This is a genomic window from Pseudomonas sp. H3_A02 (assembly GCF_054671965.1).
This window is the reverse complement of record NZ_CP162807.1, coordinates 3,043,690-3,063,761: the sequence shown is the minus strand read 5'-3', so window position 1 is coordinate 3,063,761 and position 20,072 is coordinate 3,043,690. Positions and strand designations below refer to the sequence as shown.

Sequence of the window (20,072 nt, the reverse complement as noted above, 5' to 3'; positions counted from 1 at the left end):
CATCGCGAGCAAGCTCGCTCCCACCGTTGACCGGTTGTGAACACAGAACCTGTACTCACTTGAGATCCCCTGTGGGAGCGAGCTTGCTCGCGATGACGGCAGCCCTGCCAACCCTTAAACCCAGCACAAAAAAATACCCCAGCCTCTGGACCGGGGTATTTCTTCAAACGCACCGCTTTAACTTGAAGCTTTCAGCTTGTCGCTGCTTAGTGATTAACCGCCCCACTCGCCCCCAAACCAGTTTGCGAACGCACGAACTGCGGGAAGAACAGCGCCCGCTCGTTCGCGCCTTCAGCCGACTTGTCGGTGACGGAGAAGAACCAGATGCCGACAAACGCAATGGCCATGGAGAACAGCGCTGGGTATTCGTACGGGAAGATAGCCTTCTCGTGCCCCATGATCTGCACCCAGATGGTCGGACCGAGCACCATCAGGCCCACAGCACTGACCAGACCCAACCAGCCGCCAATCATGGCGCCACGGGTGGTCAGCTTCTTCCAGTACATCGAGAGCAGCAGGACCGGGAAGTTGCAGCTCGCCGCGATGGAGAACGCCAGGCCCACCATGAACGCGATGTTCTGCTTCTCGAACAGGATACCCAGGCCGATCGCCAGCACCGCCAGACAGATGGTGGTGATTTTCGAGACGCGAATCTCATCCTTCTCGTTGGCCTTGCCTTTCTTGATCACGCTGGCATACAGGTCATGGGACACCGCCGAGGCACCGGCCAGGGTCAGGCCCGCTACCACCGCCAGGATGGTCGCGAACGCCACCGCCGAGATGAAGCCCAGGAAGATGCTGCCGCCAACTGCGTTGGACAGATGCACCGCCGCCATGTTGTTGCCACCCAGCAAGGCACCTGCCGCGTCCTTGAAGGCCGGGTTGGTGCTGACCAGCAGAATCGCGCCGAAGCCAATGATGAAGGTCAGGATGTAGAAGTAGCCGATGAAGCCAGTGGCATACAGCACGCTCTTGCGCGCTTCCTTGGCGTCGCTCACGGTGAAGAAGCGCATCAGGATGTGTGGCAAGCCAGCGGTACCGAACATCAGCGCCAGGCCCAGGGAGAAGGCCGAGATCGGATCCTTGACCAGGCCGCCGGGGCTCATGATCGCCTCGCCTTTAGGGTGAACCTTCACCGCTTCGGCGAACAACATATTGAAGTCGAAGTTGACGTGCTTCATAACCATCAGGGCCATGAACGACGCACCCGACAGCAGCAACACCGCCTTGATGATCTGCACCCAGGTGGTGGCCAGCATGCCGCCGAACAACACGTAGAGGCACATCAGGATACCCACCAGGATCACCGCAACGTGGTAGTCCAGGCCAAACAGCAGTTGGATCAGCTTGCCGGCACCGACCATTTGCGCAATCAGATAGAACGCCACCACCACCAGCGAGCCGCAGGCGGACAGACTGCGGATCTGGGTTTGCCCGAGGCGATAGGACGCCACGTCGGCAAAGGTGTATTTACCCAGGTTACGCAGGCGCTCGGCGATCAGGAACAGGATGATCGGCCAGCCCACCAGGAAGCCGATGGAGTAGATCAAGCCATCGTAGCCGGAGGTGAACACCAGCGCGGAAATCCCCAGGAAGGACGCCGCCGACATGTAGTCGCCAGCGATTGCCAGGCCGTTCTGGAAGCCGGTGATCTTGCCGCCGGCCGCATAGTAGTCGGCCGCCGAGTTGTTTTTCTTGGACGCCCAGTAGGTGATATATAAAGTCGCGCCGACGAAGGCCACGAACATCAGGATAGCCGCGACGTTGAGGGGTTGTTTCTGCACGGCACCCGTCAGGGCGTCAGCCGCCCAGGCACCCGGTGCAAACGCTGCGACGCTCAAAAGAGCCAGTAGACGCCGGATCATTGCTGAGCCTCCTTGAGAATCGCATTGTTCAGGTCGTCGAATTCGCCGTTGGCGCGTCGCACGTAAATGCCGGTCAGGACGAAGGCCGAGACAATCAGGCCGACGCCGATGGGGATACCCCAGGTGATGGTGGACTCAGGCGTGATCTTGGCCCCGAGAATGTGTGGCCCGTAGGCGATCAGAAGAATGAAGCCGGAATACAGCCCAAGCATGATCGCCGAGAGAATCCAGGCGAACTTTTCCCTTTTTCTCACCAGCTCCTTGAAGCGCGGGCTGTTTTGAATCGAGAGGTAAATGCTGTCGTTCATTGTTTTTATCCTCGCAGCACAGATTTAATTGGAACAGCCCTACTCTATGCGGCTCAAGGCTAGGTTCCAGACGACCTTAGTATTAGAACGACATGACGGTGCTGCCGGTTTCCCGCACATTTTCGCAGTTGCCCTCCTGTGGGAGCGAGCCAGCTCGCGATGGCGGCGCTACATTCAACATGACTGCAAGCAGATACGCCGCTACCGCGAGCCAGCTCGCTCCCACAAGGGGATTGTGGAGAAACCAGGAATTGCGGGCACAAAAAAAAACCGCATGACACACGGTCATGCGGCTTTCGGAACAGCTAAACCAGGCCGATTACTTGCCGGTCCACTCCTTCACGCGGTCCGGGTGCTTGGCGACCCAGTCCTTGGCAGCGGCGTCTGGCTTGGCACCCTCTTGGATCGCCAGCATGACTTCGCCGATCTCGTCTTTCGACGCCCACTGGAATTTCTTCAGGAACTCGGCCACTTCCGGGGCCTTGGTGCCCAGCTCCTTGCTGCCGATGCTGTTTACAGTCTCAGCCGCGCCGTAGACGCCTTTCGGGTCTTCCAGGAAGCGCAGTTTCCACTTGGCGAACATCCAGTGCGGCACCCAACCGGTGACGGCGATGGATTCGTTTTTCTTCTCGGCACGAGTCAGCTCGGCGATCATGCCGGCGCCGGAACTGGCCTTGAGTTGATAACCGGTCAGGTCGTAATCCTTGATCGCCTGTTCGGTCTTGAGCATCACGCCTGAACCGGCGTCGATGCCGACGATGCGCTTCTTGAAGGAGTCGTCGGTCTTGAGATCCTCGAGCGACTTGGCCTTGACGTATTCCGGCACGATCAGGCCGATTTTTGCATCCTTGAAGTTGGGGCCGTAGTCGACCACGTTGTCTTTGTTCTTGGTCCAATAGTCGCCGTGAGTCACCGGCAGCCAGGCCGAGAGCATCGCGTCGAGTTTGCCGGTGGCCACGCCTTGCCACATGATCCCGGTCGCGACCGCTTGCAGCTTCACGTCATAACCGAGTTTTTGCTTGATCACTTCGGCGGCCACGTGGGTGGTCGCGACGCTGTCGGACCAGCCGTCAACGTAACCGATGCTCAGGGTTTTGGTTTCGGCGCTGGCCAAGGTGGAACTGATGGCCAGTACCAGTGCGGCACCTGCGCCCAAGAGTCGTCGCATCTTCATCGTTACTTCCCCGAAAGTGCTGCGCCCGACGGATGCCGGACGGCGTCAACGTATTGTTATGATGCTCAGCGCCCCCATCACGCTCGCCCTCAAACCGGTCTGAACGCCAGTGGAGTACTGACAGGATCGATCATCAACCTGTGCCGTTCCGGAACCTGCTCTGCCTGCGACGTCGAAGCAACGAGAAACGACATCAGAACGCCAGCTAATGATTACGGGCAACTGGCGCCCCTCTCACGCGTGAGATTCGCAGGCCAAATCCGGCAAATGCCAGATAACTAGCCGCCACTGCTCATGACCGTGTATCGTCCCGCTACTATCGCACCCCGTCCGTGCCTGTTTTGTGCCCGTCATGGCACTTGGCTCCGCTTCGGTGGTCATAGCCTGCGAACTTCATTCGGCACCTTCCTCTAAGGGATCCAGTCATGCTCCGTTCCTTGCGCTTCGCTGCCCTCCTCGGCGGCCTTATCCTGAGTGCGTCCGCGCTGGCGGCAGATATTGACGCCGCCAGCTATGGCTACCCCTTGACCAACCCGTTCGAGGCAACCATCGCCACCACCCCGCCGGACCTGCGTCCGGAGTTGCCACTGATCGAAGACATCAATCAGGCGGACCACAGCCTGACCCTGCGCCCGGAACGCGAGTTCATCCTGCCGGACAACTTCTGGCCGGTGAAAAGCCTCACCTACCGCATGGCCACCCAGGACAAGCCCGCGCCGCTGATCTTCCTGATCGCCGGCACCGGTGCGCGCTTTGACAGTAGCATCAATGAATACCTCAAGCGGCTCTATTACAAGGCTGGCTACCACGTTGTGCAGTTGTCCTCGCCCACCAGCTTCGACTTCATGAGCGCCGCCTCACGCTTTGCCACCCCGGGCATCAGCAAGGAAGACGCCGAAGACATGTACCGGGTAATGCAGGCGGTACGCGCGCAAAACCCGAAAGTGCCCGTCACCGAGTACTACCTGACCGGCTACAGCCTCGGCGCCCTGGACGCGGCCTTCGTCGCCCACCTGGACGAAACCCGGCGCAGCTTCAACTTCAAGAAGGTGCTGTTGCTGAATCCGCCGGTGAACCTCTACACCTCGATCACCAACCTGGACAAACTGGTGCAGACCGAGGTCAAGGGCATCAACAGCACCACGACCTTCTATGAACTGGTGCTGAACAAGCTGACCCGCTACTTCCAGCAAAAAGGCTACATCGACCTCAACGATGCCCTGCTCTATGACTTCCAACAGTCCAAGCAGCACCTGAGCAACGAGCAGATGGCGATGTTGATCGGCACCTCGTTCCGCTTTTCGGCGGCCGACATCGCGTTCACCTCGGACCTGATCAACCGGCGCGGCCTGATCATCCCACCCAAGTTCCCGATTACCGAAAGCACCAGCCTGACGCCGTTCCTCAAGCGTGCGCTGCAATGCGACTTCGACTGCTACCTCACCGAGCAGGTGATCCCGATGTGGCGCGCGCGCACCGACGGCGGCAGCCTGCTGCAACTGGTCGACCAGGTCAGCCTGTACGCGCTCAAGGATTACCTGCACGACAGCTCGAAGATTGCCGTCATGCACAATGCCGACGACGTCATTCTCGGACCGGGCGACCTGGGCTTCCTACGCAAGACTTTTGGCGATCGCCTGACGGTTTATCCACTGGGCGGTCACTGCGGCAACCTTAACTACCGCGTCAACAGCGACGCCATGCTGGAGTTTTTCCGTGGCTAAATATCTGCTGCTTATCGCTGCGTTAATGAGTGCGGGCATGGTCCACGCCGACAACAGCAAAGCCAATGCGCCTGTGGTGGTGGATTCGGACGGTTTCAAGGAACCGCTGACCAAGCTCAAGTTCAACCCAGGGCTGGACCAGCGCGAGTTCGAGCGCTCGACCCTCAACGCGTTGAACGTCTATGACCCGCTGGAATCCTGGAACCGCCGGGTCTATCACTTCAACTATCGCTTCGACCAATGGGTCTTCCTGCCCGTCGTCGATGGCTATCGCTACATTACCCCCGGCTTCGTGCGCACCGGCGTCAGCAACTTTTTCAACAACCTGGGGGACGTGCCGAACCTGATGAACAGCCTGCTGCAATTCAAGGGTAAGCGTTCAATGGAAACCACGGCGCGACTGCTGCTCAACACCACCGTCGGCATCGCCGGCCTGTGGGACCCAGCCACCTCCATGGGCCTGCCGCGCCAGAGCGAAGATTTCGGCCAGACCCTGGGCTTCTACGGCGTGCCGGGCGGCGCGTATTTCGTGCTGCCGATCTTCGGCCCGTCTAACCTGCGCGACACCTCCGGCCTGCTGGTGGACTACACAGCCGAATCGGCGATCAACTTCCTGAACGTCTCTGAAGTCAGCTCCAACCACCCGGAGTTGCTGCTTCTGCGCGGCGTCGACAAGCGCTACCAGACCAGTTTCCGCTATGGGCAACTGAACACGCCGTTCGAGTATGAAAAGGTGCGTTACGTGTACACCGAGTCGCGCAAGTTGCAGATTGCCGAATAACCCTGCAAAGCGAGCAGGTTGTGCCTTGTGCGGATGTATTTAATAACTGACTCCATCCGCCTGGCACCCACAAACAAAAAGCCCTCCGGCATGCTCGATGACGGAGGGTTTTTTAACGTATGGGGATAAGCATCATCCGCTGAGCTTGATGGGTTGCACTGTGATGAAGCCGGCCCTATCGCTGATCATCGGCCAGTGGAGCAAACACTTCACGGGCCCAACTGCTCATGCTGTAATTCTGGACCACGTCCGCAGGTGGATCAATGTATGCCTCAACGAGAAATGACGGTGGGATAACAGGGTGCTCGCTGTCAATGACCAGAATGTTTCGCGCATCATAAAAATCGTAATTCATGACCGACGGATTATTGGTGATGATTTTCTTCCGGTAGAACAAAGCGTCGAAGAAGCGAAAGCTCAGACCTGCATGGCCCGGCCGGACGATATCGATCAGGATTTCAGAGCGTCTAATCAGGTCGCCCACTTCATCGAGCGACATCCTTTCCCTGAAAAAAGTGATGCCCGGACTGGAGTTTTCGACCACCTTGCTTTGCACCAGGAACTTGTAATTGGTGTGGCCAAGACGATCGAATTCAGCGGCTATCCTGCCCAGCACGTCAATGCGGTGCTTGCCCGCCATCACTACAAAAGCCTTGTACTCACGCGTCGTTTCAAGCTCTGCGTCGAGCTCGTAAATATAGTTGCTGAGCTTGCGAAATCCGTATTCCCGGGCGTCTGCATCGTCGAAGGTATAGACCTTGTCGAAACGGGCCAACTGAGCAACCGGCATGGCAAGTCTTCTAACGCCGTCAGACAGGAACGCGATGGTCTGTTGTGCTGCAACCATTGCCTGATCGACAAGCGCGCTGTCGATTTGTGCGGGATTGATGATGAGTACAGAATCGACTTTCCCGGCCTTTTGAATCTGGCGGTGTGCCGCACGAACTGTCAGGAATTTCTTCAACCATCGCCGCAGCTTTCCGGGTAGGAACGAGACCTGGTCGCGCGGTGCAGAAAGATCAACGAAAGTGACCTCATTATTGTTGGCTAAGTAATCGCTAAGCCGTTTTACATAACCGCCGACGTCCCGACAAACGATCAGGAGCTTTTTCGATGTGATGCCTGGAGGCTGATAGGCCATGTCGTTCTCGTAAAAAAGTGTTAAAGATCGCGGCGCCTTTCAGCGTTTTGGCAATCATCTGGAATCATATTTCTTGGGCTGGCTTATCAAGCCGCTTGAGGGGCGAAATGATGAAGGGCCGCTCGATTGACCAGTAGGTCAAAACGCTCAACGCGCTCACCGCCAGAATGATAAGCGGCAGATACCATGCATAGTCCCCAGATGTGCCGTCTGTGAAGTTGTATATCTTCAGCAGGCTGAACACGCTGTAAATCACGATACCGTGCAGCAGATAGATGCTGAAACTCGCTTCCCCGAGGACTTTTAGCCCCTTGTGTTCCAGGAGCCCGTGCAGGCTGTTGCCTAGAACGAAGAGCCCAAATGGAATACCGAGGATCAACATTTGCCCCGTTGAGTATGAGCGCATCTTCAGACTCGCGAGCAGGACCCCGGCAGCGATGAGGCTGCAGCAGAGATTGGAAAAGTCGATCGACATCTTGCGCAGTCGGGGTTCAAAAAAGGCAACAGCCATACCTACCAGAAATAGCTTAACGAACCGCTTGTGGAATACGTGGTGATACTCCGGCCATAACATCGCGATCGTGCCGATGGAAATCACCAAGGCGAAAATCGGCAACTGGCGACGGAACAGGCAATACATGAGCGGGAGCGAGAGATAGAAAAGCGCCTCGTACATCAGAGTCCACTGCACAGAAGCGTTGATCAGCTTGCTGTCTGGAAATCCATTGATCGGTCCTCCCATGAAGATTAACCAACTACCAAGCGCGGCGAAGTTATCAAGCAGCGGGATGAGCTCCCCCTTTGTCTGGTAGAAACTGATAGCGGCAACCAAGAGAACAGACACGATGTACATTGGAAAAATGCGACGCAATCGAGAGGAAAGCAGCGAGCCCCACTTGGGCTGCCCCCTGATCACTTTTTGCGTAAAAAGGTAGCCCGTGATCATGAAGAACAAGGACACCGGTACGGCCCCCATATTGTTGATCACGCGACTTTCAGTGACTTGCCAGGTTCCGGTGTTGTGCCATACAAAAGTGATGGCGAAGTGATGAACCATCACCGCTGTCGCGAGGATTCCTCGCAGGCCGTCCAACGACGATACTCGGTGTTGTGCTTCAGGGGCGAGCAAAGGAAAACGCCCGGCAATCAAGCAGAATACGCCGACGGAAAGCACGTATAGCGCCAGCAATTGAAAGGTTTCGATCATTGATTGTTCCAGATGTAATTAACTGACTCCCGACTCGTGGGTCGGGAGCTTTTACCTGTTGCCAGCTTTAGCCTTTCAACGTTTTCCAGACCTTGCCGACAACCAGCACGCCCGCTAACACCACCGCCCCCGCCACAATCCCCGCCACCGCATTGAGCAACGTCGGCACGATAAACCCGGCACCACCGGCGCTGGCCGTCACGCCTTCGATCCAATGGTGCACCGCCGGCACGCCATGGGTGAGGATGCCACCACCCACCAGGAACATCGCTGCGGTGCCGATCACCGACAGGCCTTTCATCATGTAGGGTGCCGCGCTCAGGATGGCGCCGCCGATGCTTTTGGCGGCCTGTCCTGGCTTCTGGGTCAACCACAAGCCCAGGTCATCGAGCTTGACGATGCCCGCCACCAGGCCATAGACACCGACGGTCATGATGATGGCGATGCCCGACAGCACGATCACCTGCTGGGTCAGCGCCGCATCCGCGACGGTGCCGAGGGTGATGGCGATGATTTCCGCCGAGAGGATGAAGTCGGTGCGTACCGCGCCCTTGATCTTGTCCTTTTCAAAGGCCACCAGATCGACCGCCGGATCCGCCACCGCCTCGACCAATTGCGCATGTTCGGCCTGGTCCTCGGCCTTGCTGTGAAGGAACTTATGGGCGAGTTTTTCAAACCCTTCAAAACACAGGTAGGCGCCGCCCACCATCAACAACGGCGTCACCAGCCAAGGGACGAAGGCGCTGATCGCCAGCGCCGACGGCACCAGGATCAATTTGTTGATGAACGACCCCTTGGCCACTGCCCACACCACTGGCAGCTCCCGCTCGGCACGCACACCCGACACTTGCTGGGCATTGAGCGCAAGGTCATCGCCGAGCACGCCGGCGGTTTTCTTGGCGGCCATCTTGGTCATCAACGCAACATCGTCGAGCACGGTGGCGATGTCGTCGATCAGTACCAGCAAACTGCTTCCAGCCATGGGGGGCTCCTTGAATAATAATGTTGCGCAGCATACCGCGAGCCGCGGTGCCTGGTGGCCTGTACGGTTAATTCGAGTACTCAAGTTCGAGTGCCAGTGATTGCCAGGCAAGGCGCCATGACGAGTCGTAGCCCGCTACGGCGAGGAATGGTAACGCAGCTTGGCAAGCACTGGCGCCGAAGTTGAGTGCACGAATTAGCCACACAGGCCACTAGGGGCATTCTTGAGCGCCGCGCGAAGCCGGTGCTACCATGCGCCACCGCCAGAACAGGCAAGGAACCCCTGGGTTTATGAGCACAATCCGCGAGCGCAACAAAGAACTGATCCTGCGTGCCGCCAGCGAAGAATTTGCCGACAAGGGCTTCGCCGCGACCAAGACCAGCGACATCGCGGCCAAGGCTGGCCTGCCCAAACCCAACGTCTACTACTACTTCAAATCCAAGGAAAACCTCTACCGCGAAGTGCTGGAGAGCATCATCGAACCGATTCTCCAGGCCTCGACACCGTTCAATGCCGACGGCGTACCCGGTGAGGTGTTGAGTCACTACATCCGTTCCAAGATCCGCATCTCCCGCGACCTGCCCTTCGCTTCGAAAGTCTTCGCCAGCGAAATCATGCACGGCGCCCCCCACCTGAGCCCCGACCTGGTGGAACAACTCAACGCCCAGGCCCGGCACAACATCGACTGCATCCAGACCTGGATCGACCGCGGCCAGATCGCCCCCATCGACCCCAACCACCTGATGTTCAGCATCTGGGCCGCCACCCAGACCTATGCCGATTTCGACTGGCAGATCAGCGCCGTGACTGGCAAGGCGAAGCTGGATGAGGCGGATTACGAAGCGGCGGCGCAGACGATTATTCGGTTGGTGTTGAAGGGGTGTGAGCCAGACTGAAATACCGCAGTGCCCCCATTCGCGAGCAAGCCCGCTCCCACAGTTTCGCGGTGCTCACATACTTTATGCTCACCACAGGCTCTGTGGGAGCGGGCTTGCTCGCGAAAGCGGCAACTCGATTTCGAGTCAAAGCCAAATGGCATCCCACAGCGGATAATCGCCAAGCCGCTTCACCAGGCCTGCCCGTAGCGGGTTAGCGACGACATAGCGCGCCATTAATATTAACTCTTCTTCCCGCCGCAAAGCCCGGTCATGGAAGCCCGGCTGCCATAGCCTGCCTCTGTACCCTGTGGATATGTTCACCGCCCGAGCACTCAAGGATTTGGTTTTTTGCATCAACTCATTCAACGAGCCTTGCTGCAATTCAATCAACCAATGGAAATGGTCAGGCATGACCACCCAAGCCAATGACTTCGCCCATCTTTCATCCTGGGCATGCCGAAATTGTTCAACGACCAATCTGCCTAAAGCGAAATCCTGGAAAATCGGCTTTCGCTCGACCGTATTAGTGGTCAATAAATAGATTCGATTCAACTCACCGTAACGGCCAGTGCGCAAGCGATGTGAAGCAGGTAGATCAGGCATTCCTTCGCCTCTCCAATGATCAGGTGATCAAAGGCTAGGTCAGTGGATTTTGAATGCCGGGCAGACTCTTGGCTGGATGTGTCTGGGAGGTCGCCATCGCGAGCAAGCTCGCTCCCACACGGGGTTTGCGGTGTTCAGACATTATGTGTCCAACATCGAACCCTGTGGGAGCGAGCTTGCTCGCGATGACGCCAGTCAATTCACCAGAAAAATCAAACAGCAACCCCCACATCCGCCCTCAACTGCACCGCCTCCACGGCCCTGACCGCCACCTGCTCATCCACATCCGAAACATCACCGCTGACACCAATCGCCCCCAGCACCCTCCCGTCCTGATCCCTGATCAACACCCCACCCGGGGCCGGTACGACGCTGCCCTGCCCCAATCCATTCAACGCGGCAAAGAATGCCGGGCGTTGCTGGGCGTCCTGGGCGAGCAGGCGCGAGCCTTTGCCCAGGGCGATGGCGCCCCAGGCCTTGCCGATGGCGATTTGCGGGCGAAGCAGGCTGGCGCCATCTTCGCGCTGCAAGGCAACCAGGTGTCCGCCACTGTCCAGGACCGCGACGGTCAAGGGCGCTGCGCTGATTTCACGACCCGCGGCAAGGGCTTGCCCGGCCAGGTTGACGGCGATTTTCAAGGTTAAAACGCTCATGGGTGCTGTCCTTCTTTTGTTATGGGAGAGCCTTGCGGGCTTCACTTTCAGAAAAACCGAACACCACAAATAGAACACAACACTCTATATTTTTGTATACAATAATTCTCACAAAGCACCTTTACCGACAAAAGACCTCAGCAAAACCTGGCATTCCGACGAATGAAACAGGTGCTTGAGGAAAGGGATTGACCTGTGTCGTTAGCCGTGAATACACTCTGCACAAAGCCACTTGTATACAATTACAAAACGTAAGAGGCACAAAATAATGAGCAAAATGAGAGCAATCGAAGCCGCCGTTCTGGTGATGCGCCGTGAAGGCGTGGACACGGCCTTCGGCATCCCGGGTGCCGCGATCAACCCGCTGTACTCCGCCCTGCAGAAGGTGGGTGGCATCGATCACGTCCTCGCTCGCCACGTTGAAGGCGCCTCGCACATGGCCGAGGGCTACACCCGGACCAAGGCCGGCAACATCGGCGTGTGCATCGGCACCTCGGGCCCGGCCGGCACCGACATGGTGACCGGGCTCTACAGCGCTTCGGCCGATTCGATCCCGATTCTGTGCATCACGGGGCAAGCCCCCCGCGCCCGTATGCACAAGGAAGACTTCCAGGCTGTGGATATCACCAGCATCGTCAAACCCGTGACCAAGTGGGCCACCACCGTGCTGGAACCGGGCCAGGTGCCATATGCCTTCCAAAAAGCCTTCTTCGAGATGCGCTCCGGCCGCCCGGGCCCGGTGCTGATCGACCTGCCGTTCGACGTGCAGATGGCCGAGATCGAATTCGACATCGACGCCTATCAACCACTTCCGCTGGCCAAACCCGCGGCCAACCGCGTGCAGATAGAGAAAGCCCTGACGATGCTCAATCAGGCTGAGCGTCCATTGCTAGTGGCCGGCGGCGGCATCATCAACGCCGACGCCAGCGACCTTCTGGTGGAGTTCGCCGAGCTGACCGGCATCCCGGTCATCCCCACCTTGATGGGCTGGGGCACCATTCCCGACGATCATCCGCAGATGGTCGGCATGGTCGGCCTGCAAACGTCCCACCGCTATGGCAATGCCACCTTGCTCAAATCGGACGTGGTGCTGGGCATCGGCAACCGCTGGGCCAACCGTCACACCGGGTCGGTGGACGTCTACACCGAAGGCCGCACGTTCATTCACGTGGACATCGAGCCGACCCAGATCGGCCGCGTCTTCACCCCAGACCTGGGCATCGTTTCCGACGCTGCTTCGGCCCTGACGGTGTTCATCGAAGTGGCCCGCGAGTGGCAAGCCGCCGGCAAGCTGAAAAACCGCAGCGCCTGGCTGCAAGACTGCCAACAACGCAAGGCCAGCCTGCAACGCAAGACCCACTTCGATAACGTGCCGGTCAAGCCACAGCGGGTGTACGAAGAAATGAATCAAGTGTTCGGCAAGGACACCTGCTACGTCAGCACCATCGGCCTGTCGCAGATCGCCGGGGCGCAGTTCCTCCACGTCTACAAGCCACGCCACTGGATCAACTGCGGCCAGGCCGGTCCCTTGGGCTGGACGATTCCGGCAGCGCTGGGGGTGGTCAAGGCCGACCCGAGTCGCAAGGTCGTGGCGCTGTCGGGCGACTATGATTTCCAGTTCATGATTGAAGAGCTGGCGGTGGGTGCGCAGTTCAAGCTGCCCTACATCCATGTCGTGGTAAACAACTCCTACCTGGGCTTGATTCGCCAGGCCCAGCGCGGATTCGACATGGACTACTGCGTGCAACTGTCCTTCGACAACCTCAACGCCCCGGAACTCAACGGCTATGGCGTGGACCACATCGCCGTGGCCGAAGGCCTGGGGTGCAAGGCACTGCGGGTGTTCGAACCGGCCGGTATCCAACCGGCCCTGCGCCAGGCCCAGGCGATGATCGAGGAGTTCAAGGTGCCGGTGATCGTCGAGATCATCCTGGAGCGGGTGACCAACATCTCCATGGGCACCGAGATCAACGCCGTCAATGAGTTTGAAGACCTGGCGCTTGTGGGCAACGATGCACCGACAGCCATTTCGTTGCTCGATTGACCGATCGGCATCCCTGTGGGAGCGAGCTTGCTCGCGATGACGGCGCTACATTCAACCCGGATGCAAGCAGACACACCGCTATCGCGAGCAAGCTCGCTCCCACAGGGGGCCTGCCAACTTTCTACAGGAGACCACCATGCCGCGTTTCGCCGCCAACCTGTCCATGCTGTTCACCGAGCAGGATTTCCTCGCCCGTTTCGAAGCCGCCGCCAAGGCCGGTTTCAGTGGTGTCGAATACCTGTTCCCCTATGACTACAGCTCCGCCGAACTCAAGGCCCTGCTCGACGCCAACGGTCTAACCCAAGTGCTGTTCAACCTGCCGGCCGGCGACTGGGCCAAGGGCGAGCGCGGCATTGCCTGCCTGCCGGACCGCGTCGAGGAATTCCGCGCCGGTGTCGACCTGGCCATCGCCTACGCCCAGGTACTGGGCAACACGCAGGTCAACTGCCTGTCGGGGATTCGCCCACAGAACTGCAGTGAAACCCTGGTGGAAAAAACCTTCGTCGCCAACCTGAAATACGCGGCCGAGAAGCTGCAGGCCAAAGGCATCAAGCTGGTGATGGAAGCCATCAACACCCGCGACATTCCCGGCTTCTACCTGAACAACACCGCCCAGGCCCTGTCGATCCGCGAGCAGGTGGGCAGCGCCAACCTGTTCCTGCAATACGACATCTACCACATGCAGATCATGGAAGGTGACCTAGCCCGGACCCTGTCGGCGCACCTGGGCGAGATCAACCACGTACAACTGGCGGACAACCCGGGCCGCAACGAGCCGGGTACAGGGGAAATCAACTACCGCTTCCTGTTCGAACACCTGGACCGCATCGGCTACCAGGGGTGGGTCGGCTGCGAATACAAACCACTGACCACCACCGAAGCGGGCCTGGGCTGGCTGAAAACCCACAACGCGATCTGACCCAACTCTTTCCCCCTGGGGGAGCGAGCTTGCTCGCGATGACGTCAGTAAAGCCAACATCACCGGCACTGACCCACCGCTATCGCGAGCAAGCTCGCTCCCACAGGAAAGCAGTCCCTCATTTGCCTGAAGCAGCGATAACAACAAGAGGATTTCCACATGGCTAAAATCGGATTTATCGGCACCGGCATCATGGGCCACCCCATGGCACTGAACCTGCAAAAGGCCGGTCACAGCCTGTTTCTGTCCCAGCACCACGACGCAGCTCCAACCGACCTGCTGGCCGGTGGCGCGGTGGCGTTGGCCAACCCGAGGGAAGTGGCCCAGGAAGCCGAGTTCATCATCGTCATGGTCCCGGACACGCCCCAGGTCGACGACGTGCTGTTCCGCGCCGACGGCGTGGCGGCGGGCGTGGGCCCGGGCAAGGTGGTGATCGACATGAGCTCGATCTCCCCCACCGCCACCAAGGCGTTCGCAGCGAAGATCAATGAGGAAGGCGCGCAGTACCTCGATGCCCCGGTGTCCGGCGGTGAAGTCGGCGCCAAGGCCGCGACCCTGAGCATCATGGTCGGTGGCGACAGCGCCGCCTTCGAGCGTACCCTGCCGCTGTTCCAGGCCATGGGCAAGAACATCACCCTGGTGGGCGGCAACGGCGATGGCCAGACTGCCAAAGTGGCGAACCAGATCATCGTCGCCCTGAATATCCAGGCGGTGGCCGAAGCGTTGTTGTTCGCCGCGAAAAACGGTGCCGACCCGGCCAAGGTCCGTGAAGCGCTGATGGGCGGTTTCGCATCGTCGAAGATCCTCGAAGTGCATGGCGAACGCATGATCAAGGGCACCTTCGACCCAGGCTTCCGCATCAGCCTGCACCAGAAGGACCTGAACCTGGCCCTGCAAGGCGCCAGGGAACTGAACATCAACCTGCCCAACACCGCCAACGCGCAGCAAGTGTTCAGCACCTGCGCGGCCATTGGTGGCAGCAACTGGGATCACTCGGCGCTGATCAAGGGGTTGGAGCATATGGCCAATTTCTCCATCCGCGACAACTGACACACCGCCCCCCTTGTGGGAGCGGGCTTGCTCGCGAAGGCGGTGTGTCAGTCAACACTTCATTGACAGATAGATCCCCTTCGCGAGCAAGCCCGCTCCCACAGGAGGCTGCGTGCCCTTCAAATAACAAGAATCCAGGGAGCCCGCCATGTCGGTCGATCCGCAACAACTGCTGCGCGAGCTGTTTGCCACAGCCATCGACGCGGCCCATCCGCAGCACGTCCTTGAACCCTACCTGCCCCGCGACCGCAGCGGCCGGGTGATCGTCATCGGCGCCGGCAAGGCCGCGGCGGCCATGGCACAGGTGGTTGAGCGCTGCTGGCAGGGCGAAGTGTCCGGCCTGGTGGTGACCCGCTACGGTCACGGCGCGCCCTGTCAGAAAATCGAAGTGGTGGAAGCCGCCCACCCGGTGCCTGACGCCGCTGGCCTGGCCGTGGCCCAGCGAGTGCTGGGGCTGGTGAGCAACCTCAGCGAAGACGACCGGGTGATCTTCCTCTTGTCTGGCGGCGGTTCCGCCCTGCTCGCCTTGCCGGCCGACGGCATCACCCTGGCTGACAAGCAATCGATCAACAAAGCCCTGCTCAAATCCGGCGCGACCATCGGCGAGATGAATTGCGTGCGCAAGCACCTCTCGGCGATCAAGGGCGGGCGCCTGGGCAAGGCCTGCTGGCCGGCGACGGTGTACACCTACGCGATTTCCGATGTGCCCGGGGACCTCGCCACGGTCATCGCTTCCGGCCCCACCGTGGCCGACCCCAGCACATCGGCCGAAGCCCTGGCGATTCTCCAGCGCTACCACATCGAGGTGCCGGCGTCGGTGCGCAACTGGCTGCAAAGCCCGGCATCGGAAACCGTCAAGCCCGGCGACCCGAGCCTGGCCCGCAGTCATTTCCAACTGATCGCCCGCCCCCAGCAATCCCTGGAAGCCGCAGCGGTGAAGGCTCGCCAAGCCGGTTTCAGCCCGTTGATCCTCGGCGACCTGGAAGGCGAATCCCGGGAGGTGGCAAAAGTCCACGCCGGCATCGCCCGGCAAATCGCCCTGCACGGCCAGCCACTGGCGGCACCGTGCGTGATTCTCTCTGGCGGCGAAACCACCGTCACCGTGCGCGGCAATGGCCGTGGCGGGCGCAATGCCGAATTCCTGCTGAGCCTGACCGACAGCCTCAAGGGCCATCCCGGCATCTACGCGCTGGCCGGTGATACGGACGGTATCGACGGTTCCGAAGACAACGCTGGCGCCCTCATGACCCCGGACAGCTATCGTCGCGCCGCCGAGCTAGGCCTGAACGCCAGCGACGAGTTGGATAACAACAACGGCTACGGCTACTTCGCCGCCTTGGATGCGCTGATCGTCACTGAACCGACCCGCACCAACGTCAACGACTTTCGCGCCATCCTGATCCTCGAGAACCCCAACCATGACGCCTGATAAAAAGGTCAAGATCCTCGCAACCCTCGGCCCCGCCACCCGTGGCATCGATGACATCCGCGCGCTGGTGCAGGCCGGCGTGAACATCTTCCGCCTGAACTTCAGCCACGGCGAGCATGCCGACCACGCCCAGCGCTACCAGTGGATTCGTGACGTCGAGCAGCAGCTCAATTACCCCCTGGGCATCCTGATGGACCTGCAAGGCCCGAAGCTGCGGGTTGGCCAATTCGCCGACGGCAAGGTCCTGCTACAACGGGGCCAGGCCCTGCGCCTGGACCTGGACCCGACACCGGGTGATCAACGCCGGGTCAACCTGCCCCACCCGGAAATCATCGCGGCCCTGGAGCCCGGCATGGACCTGCTGCTGGACGACGGCAAGTTGCGCCTGCGCGTGACCGCCAGGCACCGCGACGCCATCGACACCGAAGTGCTCAACGGCGGCGAGCTGTCGGACCGCAAAGGCGTGAACGTGCCCCAGGCCGTGCTCGACCTGAGCCCGTTGACCGCCAAGGACCGACGCGACTTGAGTTTCGGCCTGGAACTGGGCGTGGACTGGGTGGCGTTGTCGTTCGTCCAACGCCCCGAAGACATCCGCGAGGCTCGTGAGCTGATCGGCAACAAGGCGTTCCTGATGGCGAAGATCGAGAAACCGTCGGCGGTGAGCCAACTGCGGGAAATCGCCGAATTGAGCGACGCGATCATGGTCGCCCGTGGCGACCTGGGGGTCGAAGTCCCGGCCGAAAGCGTGCCGCAGATTCAGAAAAATATCATTGGCACCTGCCGCGCCCTGGGCAAACCGGTGGTGGTGGCGACCCAGATGCTTGAGTCGATGCGCTTTTCCCCGGCGCCCACCCGTGCCGAAGTCACCGATGTGGCCAACGCCGTGGCCGAGGGCGCTGATGCAGTGATGCTGTCGGCGGAAACCGCCTCCGGTGATTACCCCCTCGAAGCCGTGCAGATGATGAGCAAGATTATCCGCCAGGTGGAAAATGGCCCCGACTACCAGGCGCAGCTGGACGTCAGCCGGCCGAAAGCCGAGGCCACGGTGTCGGATGCCATCAGCTGCGCGATCCGGCGCATCAGCAGCATCCTGCCGGTGGCGGTGCTGGTGAACTACAGCGAATCGGGCAGCTCCAGCCTGCGAGCAGCGCGGGAACGGCCGACGGTGCCGATCCTCAACCTCACGCCGAACCTGCAGGCCGCCCGCCGCCTGACGGTAGCCTGGGGCGTGCACTCGGTGGTCAATGACCGGTTGAAGCAGGTGGATGAAGTCTGCTCCACCGCCCTGGAAATCGCCCAGGCCCAAGGCATGGCCCAGCGCGGCGATACCTTGCTGATCACCGCGGGCGTGCCGTTCGGGCAGCCGGGGTCGACCAATTCGCTGCGCATTGAGACGTTGCTCTAGCGTTTGTACTGGCCTCATCGCGAGCAAGCTCGCTCCCACAGGGGTTTGTGATCGCCGCAAATCCAGTGTGGGAGCGAGATTGCTCGCGATAAGGGCAACTCGGTCCATCAGACATACCCATCATGCCTAACACCCACTGCCCCGACTGGGCCACCGCCCTGCTCAACGGCTTCAGCCAAATCTTCCTCCAGCGCCATCCGCTGTGCGGCCTGCTGTGCCTGCTGGCGATCCTGCTCACGGCGCCCGCCCTGTTCGGCGGCGCGTTGCTCGGCGGGGTGGCCGGGTTGCTGACGGCCCAGCGACGCGGTTACGCCAAGGCCGACCGGCAAGCCGGGCTGTTCAGCTACAACGGCATCCTGCTGGGCTTGCTGCTGAGCCTCGCGTTGCCCTGGTCCGTGCTGTTGCCGCCGTTGATCCTCGCCGCAGGCGGCCTCAGCGCGATGCTGACCCAGCAGTGGCTCAAACGCACCCGAGGCCCTCGCTGCCTGCCCGCCTACACCGCGCCCTTTGTCGGATTGGCTTGGCTACTGACGGGGTTCACCCTGCCGTCATCCCCCGCCACCGCGATTGAAATGACGATACCCAACCTGCTGGCCGCGCTTCTGAGCGGACTGGGCCAGGTCATGTTTCTCGGCCACCCGGCGGCCGGTGCGCTGATCGCCGCCGGCCTGCTGCTGGCCAACCGGCGCGCCGTCGCGTGGGCATTGTTCGCTTCCGCCGTCGGCCTGGCCTTCACCTTGTCGCAACATGAAAACGCAACCGCCCTTTCCGGGCTGGGCGGCTATAACCCGGTGTTGGTAGCGCTGGCCCTCAGCCAACGCCGCCGCCCATGGCTACCGCTGACGGGCATCTGCCTGGCGGTCGTGCTCACGCCAGGTTTTATCGCCCTTGGCCTGCCGCCCCTGACGGCACCGTTCATCCTGGCCTGCTGGCTGATCCAGGCCACCAGCCGGGCGTGGCACCAGGCCAGCCTCGACAGCGCGCCTTGCGCTCTACGGGGCAATCACCCTAGGCTTCGCTGATTCCGGTTCAGGCGACGAGTATGGACAGCAGCAACTGGCGTGAACGCCTCTACGTGATCATTTTCCAGACCGACACCGTGGCCGGCCGGCGCTTCGACAGCACCCTGCTGTTGATCATCCTCGCCAGCCTGGTGATCGTGATGCTCGACAGCATCGACAGCGTGCACAAAAACTACGCGACCCTGCTGGCCGCTATCGAGTGGGGCTTTACCTTCATCTTCATCGTCGAGTACGGCCTGCGCCTGTATTGCTCGCCCAAGCCGCTGCGCTATGCCTTCAGTTTCTACGGGCTGGTGGATCTGCTGGCGATCGTGCCGGGGATCCTGGCGCTGTACTACAGCGATGCCCAATACCTGCTGATCATTCGGATCATCCGCATGCTGCGGATTTTCCGTGTGCTCAAGCTCAGCCCTTACCTCAAGCAGGCCAACTACTTGATGGCGGCGCTGCGCGGGAGCAAGCAGAAAATCATCGTGTTCCTGGTCAGCGTCTCGACCCTGGTGACCGTCTTCGGCACGCTGATGTATGTCATCGAAGGGCCCGAGCACGGTTTCACCAGCATTCCCAAGGGCATCTATTGGGCTATCGTGACACTGACCACCGTAGGCTTCGGCGACATCGTGCCCAAGACGCCCCTGGGCCAAGTGGTGTCGTCTCTGGTGATGATCACCGGTTACTCGATCATCGCCGTGCCAACGGGTATTTTCACGGCTGAACTGGCCACGGCCATGCGCGGTGACCAGCTCAAGCACGATTGCCCGGTGTGCAGCAAAAACAACCATGAACATGGCGCCGCCTTCTGCTCCCGTTGTGGCAATGCGCTGTTTAAAAAATTGGAATAAGCAAAGCACTTTTTGATGCTTGAAGGTCTATAGGCTTGCAGCTAG

At 60.1% G+C, this 20,072-nt stretch carries 18 protein-coding genes; 10 read left to right on the top strand and 8 right to left on the bottom strand.

What is annotated here, in order from left to right; translation table 11 throughout:
- Positions 1 to 206: 206 nt before the first annotated feature.
- The 3 genes from AB4N80_RS13515 to AB4N80_RS13505 form a co-directional block, all read right to left on the bottom strand.
- Positions 207 to 1,865, bottom strand: coding sequence for a cation acetate symporter (locus AB4N80_RS13515; RefSeq protein ID WP_122565960.1), 1,659 nt, complete (start codon positions 1,863 to 1,865; stop codon positions 207 to 209).
- Complete coding sequence (locus tag AB4N80_RS13510; protein WP_122565961.1) at positions 1,862 to 2,173, bottom strand: DUF485 domain-containing protein; 312 nt, start codon at positions 2,171 to 2,173, stop codon at positions 1,862 to 1,864. Before AB4N80_RS13510 ends, AB4N80_RS13515 begins: the two co-directional genes overlap by 4 nt.
- Before the next feature lie 319 nt (positions 2,174 to 2,492).
- Positions 2,493 to 3,347 (bottom strand): glycine betaine ABC transporter substrate-binding protein, encoded by an 855-nt coding sequence (locus tag AB4N80_RS13505; RefSeq protein WP_122565963.1) that lies wholly within the window; start codon positions 3,345 to 3,347, stop codon positions 2,493 to 2,495.
- Positions 3,348 to 3,772: 425 nt separating this feature from the next.
- On the opposite strand from AB4N80_RS13505, the gene AB4N80_RS13500 reads away from it, so the two are divergent.
- Both AB4N80_RS13500 and AB4N80_RS13495 read left to right on the top strand, forming a co-directional pair.
- Positions 3,773 to 5,071: a serine/threonine protein kinase gene (locus AB4N80_RS13500; protein WP_122565964.1), complete on the top strand. Its 1,299-nt coding sequence runs from the start codon at positions 3,773 to 3,775 to the stop codon at positions 5,069 to 5,071.
- Positions 5,064 to 5,852 (top strand): MlaA family lipoprotein, encoded by a 789-nt coding sequence (locus AB4N80_RS13495; protein WP_460082438.1) that lies wholly within the window; start codon positions 5,064 to 5,066, stop codon positions 5,850 to 5,852. The genes AB4N80_RS13500 and AB4N80_RS13495 overlap by 8 nt, the downstream gene beginning before the upstream one ends.
- 175 nt (positions 5,853 to 6,027) lie before the next feature.
- On the opposite strand, the gene AB4N80_RS13490 is transcribed toward AB4N80_RS13495, so the two are convergent.
- The 3 genes from AB4N80_RS13490 to AB4N80_RS13480 form a co-directional block, all read right to left on the bottom strand.
- The gene (locus AB4N80_RS13490; RefSeq protein ID WP_122565965.1) at positions 6,028 to 6,993 is read right to left on the bottom strand and encodes a hypothetical protein; all 966 of its coding nucleotides are present in this window, start codon (positions 6,991 to 6,993) and stop codon (positions 6,028 to 6,030) included.
- Positions 6,994 to 7,057: 64 nt separating this feature from the next.
- Positions 7,058 to 8,200, bottom strand: coding sequence for an acyltransferase family protein (locus AB4N80_RS13485; RefSeq protein WP_122565966.1), 1,143 nt, complete (start codon positions 8,198 to 8,200; stop codon positions 7,058 to 7,060).
- Positions 8,201 to 8,267: 67 nt separating this feature from the next.
- Positions 8,268 to 9,182 (bottom strand): DUF808 domain-containing protein, encoded by a 915-nt coding sequence (locus tag AB4N80_RS13480; RefSeq protein ID WP_122565967.1) that lies wholly within the window; start codon positions 9,180 to 9,182, stop codon positions 8,268 to 8,270.
- Positions 9,183 to 9,472: 290 nt separating this feature from the next.
- On the opposite strand from AB4N80_RS13480, the gene AB4N80_RS13475 reads away from it, so the two are divergent.
- Entirely contained in the window at positions 9,473 to 10,078 is a 606-nt protein-coding gene (locus AB4N80_RS13475) for a TetR/AcrR family transcriptional regulator (protein ID WP_014339596.1), read from the top strand.
- 126 nt (positions 10,079 to 10,204) lie between these two features.
- Here the strand turns inward: AB4N80_RS13475 and AB4N80_RS13470 are convergent, their stop codons facing one another.
- Together AB4N80_RS13470 and AB4N80_RS13465 are read right to left on the bottom strand one after the other, a co-directional pair.
- Positions 10,205 to 10,663: an REP-associated tyrosine transposase gene (locus tag AB4N80_RS13470; protein WP_460082432.1), complete on the bottom strand. Its 459-nt coding sequence runs from the start codon at positions 10,661 to 10,663 to the stop codon at positions 10,205 to 10,207.
- A 212-nt stretch (positions 10,664 to 10,875) separates the two neighbouring features.
- Positions 10,876 to 11,316, bottom strand: coding sequence for a GlcG/HbpS family heme-binding protein (locus AB4N80_RS13465; RefSeq protein WP_305490919.1), 441 nt, complete (start codon positions 11,314 to 11,316; stop codon positions 10,876 to 10,878).
- Between the two features lie 268 nt (positions 11,317 to 11,584).
- Here AB4N80_RS13465 and gcl point away from each other — a divergent pair, with 268 nt between their 5' ends.
- The 7 genes from gcl to AB4N80_RS13430 all read left to right on the top strand — a co-directional run bounded on the left by gcl (position 11,585) and on the right by AB4N80_RS13430 (position 20,027).
- Positions 11,585 to 13,360: a glyoxylate carboligase gene (gene gcl / locus AB4N80_RS13460; RefSeq protein ID WP_460082430.1), complete on the top strand. Its 1,776-nt coding sequence runs from the start codon at positions 11,585 to 11,587 to the stop codon at positions 13,358 to 13,360.
- A 136-nt stretch (positions 13,361 to 13,496) separates the two neighbouring features.
- Positions 13,497 to 14,279 (top strand): hydroxypyruvate isomerase, encoded by a 783-nt coding sequence (gene hyi / locus AB4N80_RS13455; RefSeq protein ID WP_060741148.1) that lies wholly within the window; start codon positions 13,497 to 13,499, stop codon positions 14,277 to 14,279.
- Between the two features lie 159 nt (positions 14,280 to 14,438).
- On the top strand, positions 14,439 to 15,329 hold the full coding sequence (locus AB4N80_RS13450) for a 2-hydroxy-3-oxopropionate reductase (RefSeq protein WP_354339175.1): 891 nt from the start codon (positions 14,439 to 14,441) through the stop codon (positions 15,327 to 15,329).
- A gap of 148 nt (positions 15,330 to 15,477) precedes the next feature.
- Positions 15,478 to 16,758: a glycerate kinase type-2 family protein gene (locus AB4N80_RS13445; RefSeq protein WP_305467933.1), complete on the top strand. Its 1,281-nt coding sequence runs from the start codon at positions 15,478 to 15,480 to the stop codon at positions 16,756 to 16,758.
- The gene (pyk, locus tag AB4N80_RS13440) at positions 16,748 to 18,163 is read left to right on the top strand and encodes a pyruvate kinase (protein ID WP_460082425.1); all 1,416 of its coding nucleotides are present in this window, start codon (positions 16,748 to 16,750) and stop codon (positions 18,161 to 18,163) included. Before AB4N80_RS13445 ends, pyk begins: the two co-directional genes overlap by 11 nt.
- Positions 18,164 to 18,285: 122 nt before the next feature.
- Entirely contained in the window at positions 18,286 to 19,185 is a 900-nt protein-coding gene (locus tag AB4N80_RS13435) for an urea transporter (RefSeq protein ID WP_354339173.1), read from the top strand.
- 20 nt (positions 19,186 to 19,205) lie between these two features.
- Positions 19,206 to 20,027 carry an ion transporter gene (locus AB4N80_RS13430; protein ID WP_122565976.1) on the top strand — a complete coding sequence of 274 codons (822 nt, stop codon included), beginning with the start codon at positions 19,206 to 19,208 and terminating at the stop codon, positions 20,025 to 20,027.
- Positions 20,028 to 20,072: the final 45 nt, after the last annotated feature.

Excerpts from the sequence above, each read along its gene's own strand:
- gcl (WP_460082430.1), top strand. The coding sequence starts at position 11,585 with ATGAGCAAAATGAGAGCAATCGAAGCCGCCGTTCTGGTGATGCGCCGT.
- AB4N80_RS13485 (WP_122565966.1), bottom strand. The coding sequence starts at position 8,200 with ATGATCGAAACCTTTCAATTGCTGGCGCTATACGTGCTTTCCGTCGGC.
- AB4N80_RS13450 (WP_354339175.1), top strand. The coding sequence starts at position 14,439 with ATGGCTAAAATCGGATTTATCGGCACCGGCATCATGGGCCACCCCATG.
- AB4N80_RS13465 (WP_305490919.1), bottom strand. The coding sequence starts at position 11,316 with ATGAGCGTTTTAACCTTGAAAATCGCCGTCAACCTGGCCGGGCAAGCC.
- AB4N80_RS13470 (WP_460082432.1), bottom strand. The coding sequence starts at position 10,663 with ATGCCTGATCTACCTGCTTCACATCGCTTGCGCACTGGCCGTTACGGT.
- AB4N80_RS13435 (WP_354339173.1), top strand. The coding sequence starts at position 18,286 with ATGCCTAACACCCACTGCCCCGACTGGGCCACCGCCCTGCTCAACGGC.
- AB4N80_RS13430 (WP_122565976.1), top strand. The coding sequence starts at position 19,206 with ATGGACAGCAGCAACTGGCGTGAACGCCTCTACGTGATCATTTTCCAG.
- AB4N80_RS13445 (WP_305467933.1), top strand. The coding sequence starts at position 15,478 with ATGTCGGTCGATCCGCAACAACTGCTGCGCGAGCTGTTTGCCACAGCC.
- AB4N80_RS13505 (WP_122565963.1), bottom strand. The coding sequence starts at position 3,347 with ATGAAGATGCGACGACTCTTGGGCGCAGGTGCCGCACTGGTACTGGCC.
- AB4N80_RS13490 (WP_122565965.1), bottom strand. The coding sequence starts at position 6,993 with ATGGCCTATCAGCCTCCAGGCATCACATCGAAAAAGCTCCTGATCGTT.
- AB4N80_RS13480 (WP_122565967.1), bottom strand. The coding sequence starts at position 9,182 with ATGGCTGGAAGCAGTTTGCTGGTACTGATCGACGACATCGCCACCGTG.
- AB4N80_RS13515 (WP_122565960.1), bottom strand. The coding sequence starts at position 1,865 with ATGATCCGGCGTCTACTGGCTCTTTTGAGCGTCGCAGCGTTTGCACCG.
- pyk (WP_460082425.1), top strand. The coding sequence starts at position 16,748 with ATGACGCCTGATAAAAAGGTCAAGATCCTCGCAACCCTCGGCCCCGCC.
- AB4N80_RS13475 (WP_014339596.1), top strand. The coding sequence starts at position 9,473 with ATGAGCACAATCCGCGAGCGCAACAAAGAACTGATCCTGCGTGCCGCC.
- hyi (WP_060741148.1), top strand. The coding sequence starts at position 13,497 with ATGCCGCGTTTCGCCGCCAACCTGTCCATGCTGTTCACCGAGCAGGAT.
- AB4N80_RS13500 (WP_122565964.1), top strand. The coding sequence starts at position 3,773 with ATGCTCCGTTCCTTGCGCTTCGCTGCCCTCCTCGGCGGCCTTATCCTG.
- AB4N80_RS13510 (WP_122565961.1), bottom strand. The coding sequence starts at position 2,173 with ATGAACGACAGCATTTACCTCTCGATTCAAAACAGCCCGCGCTTCAAG.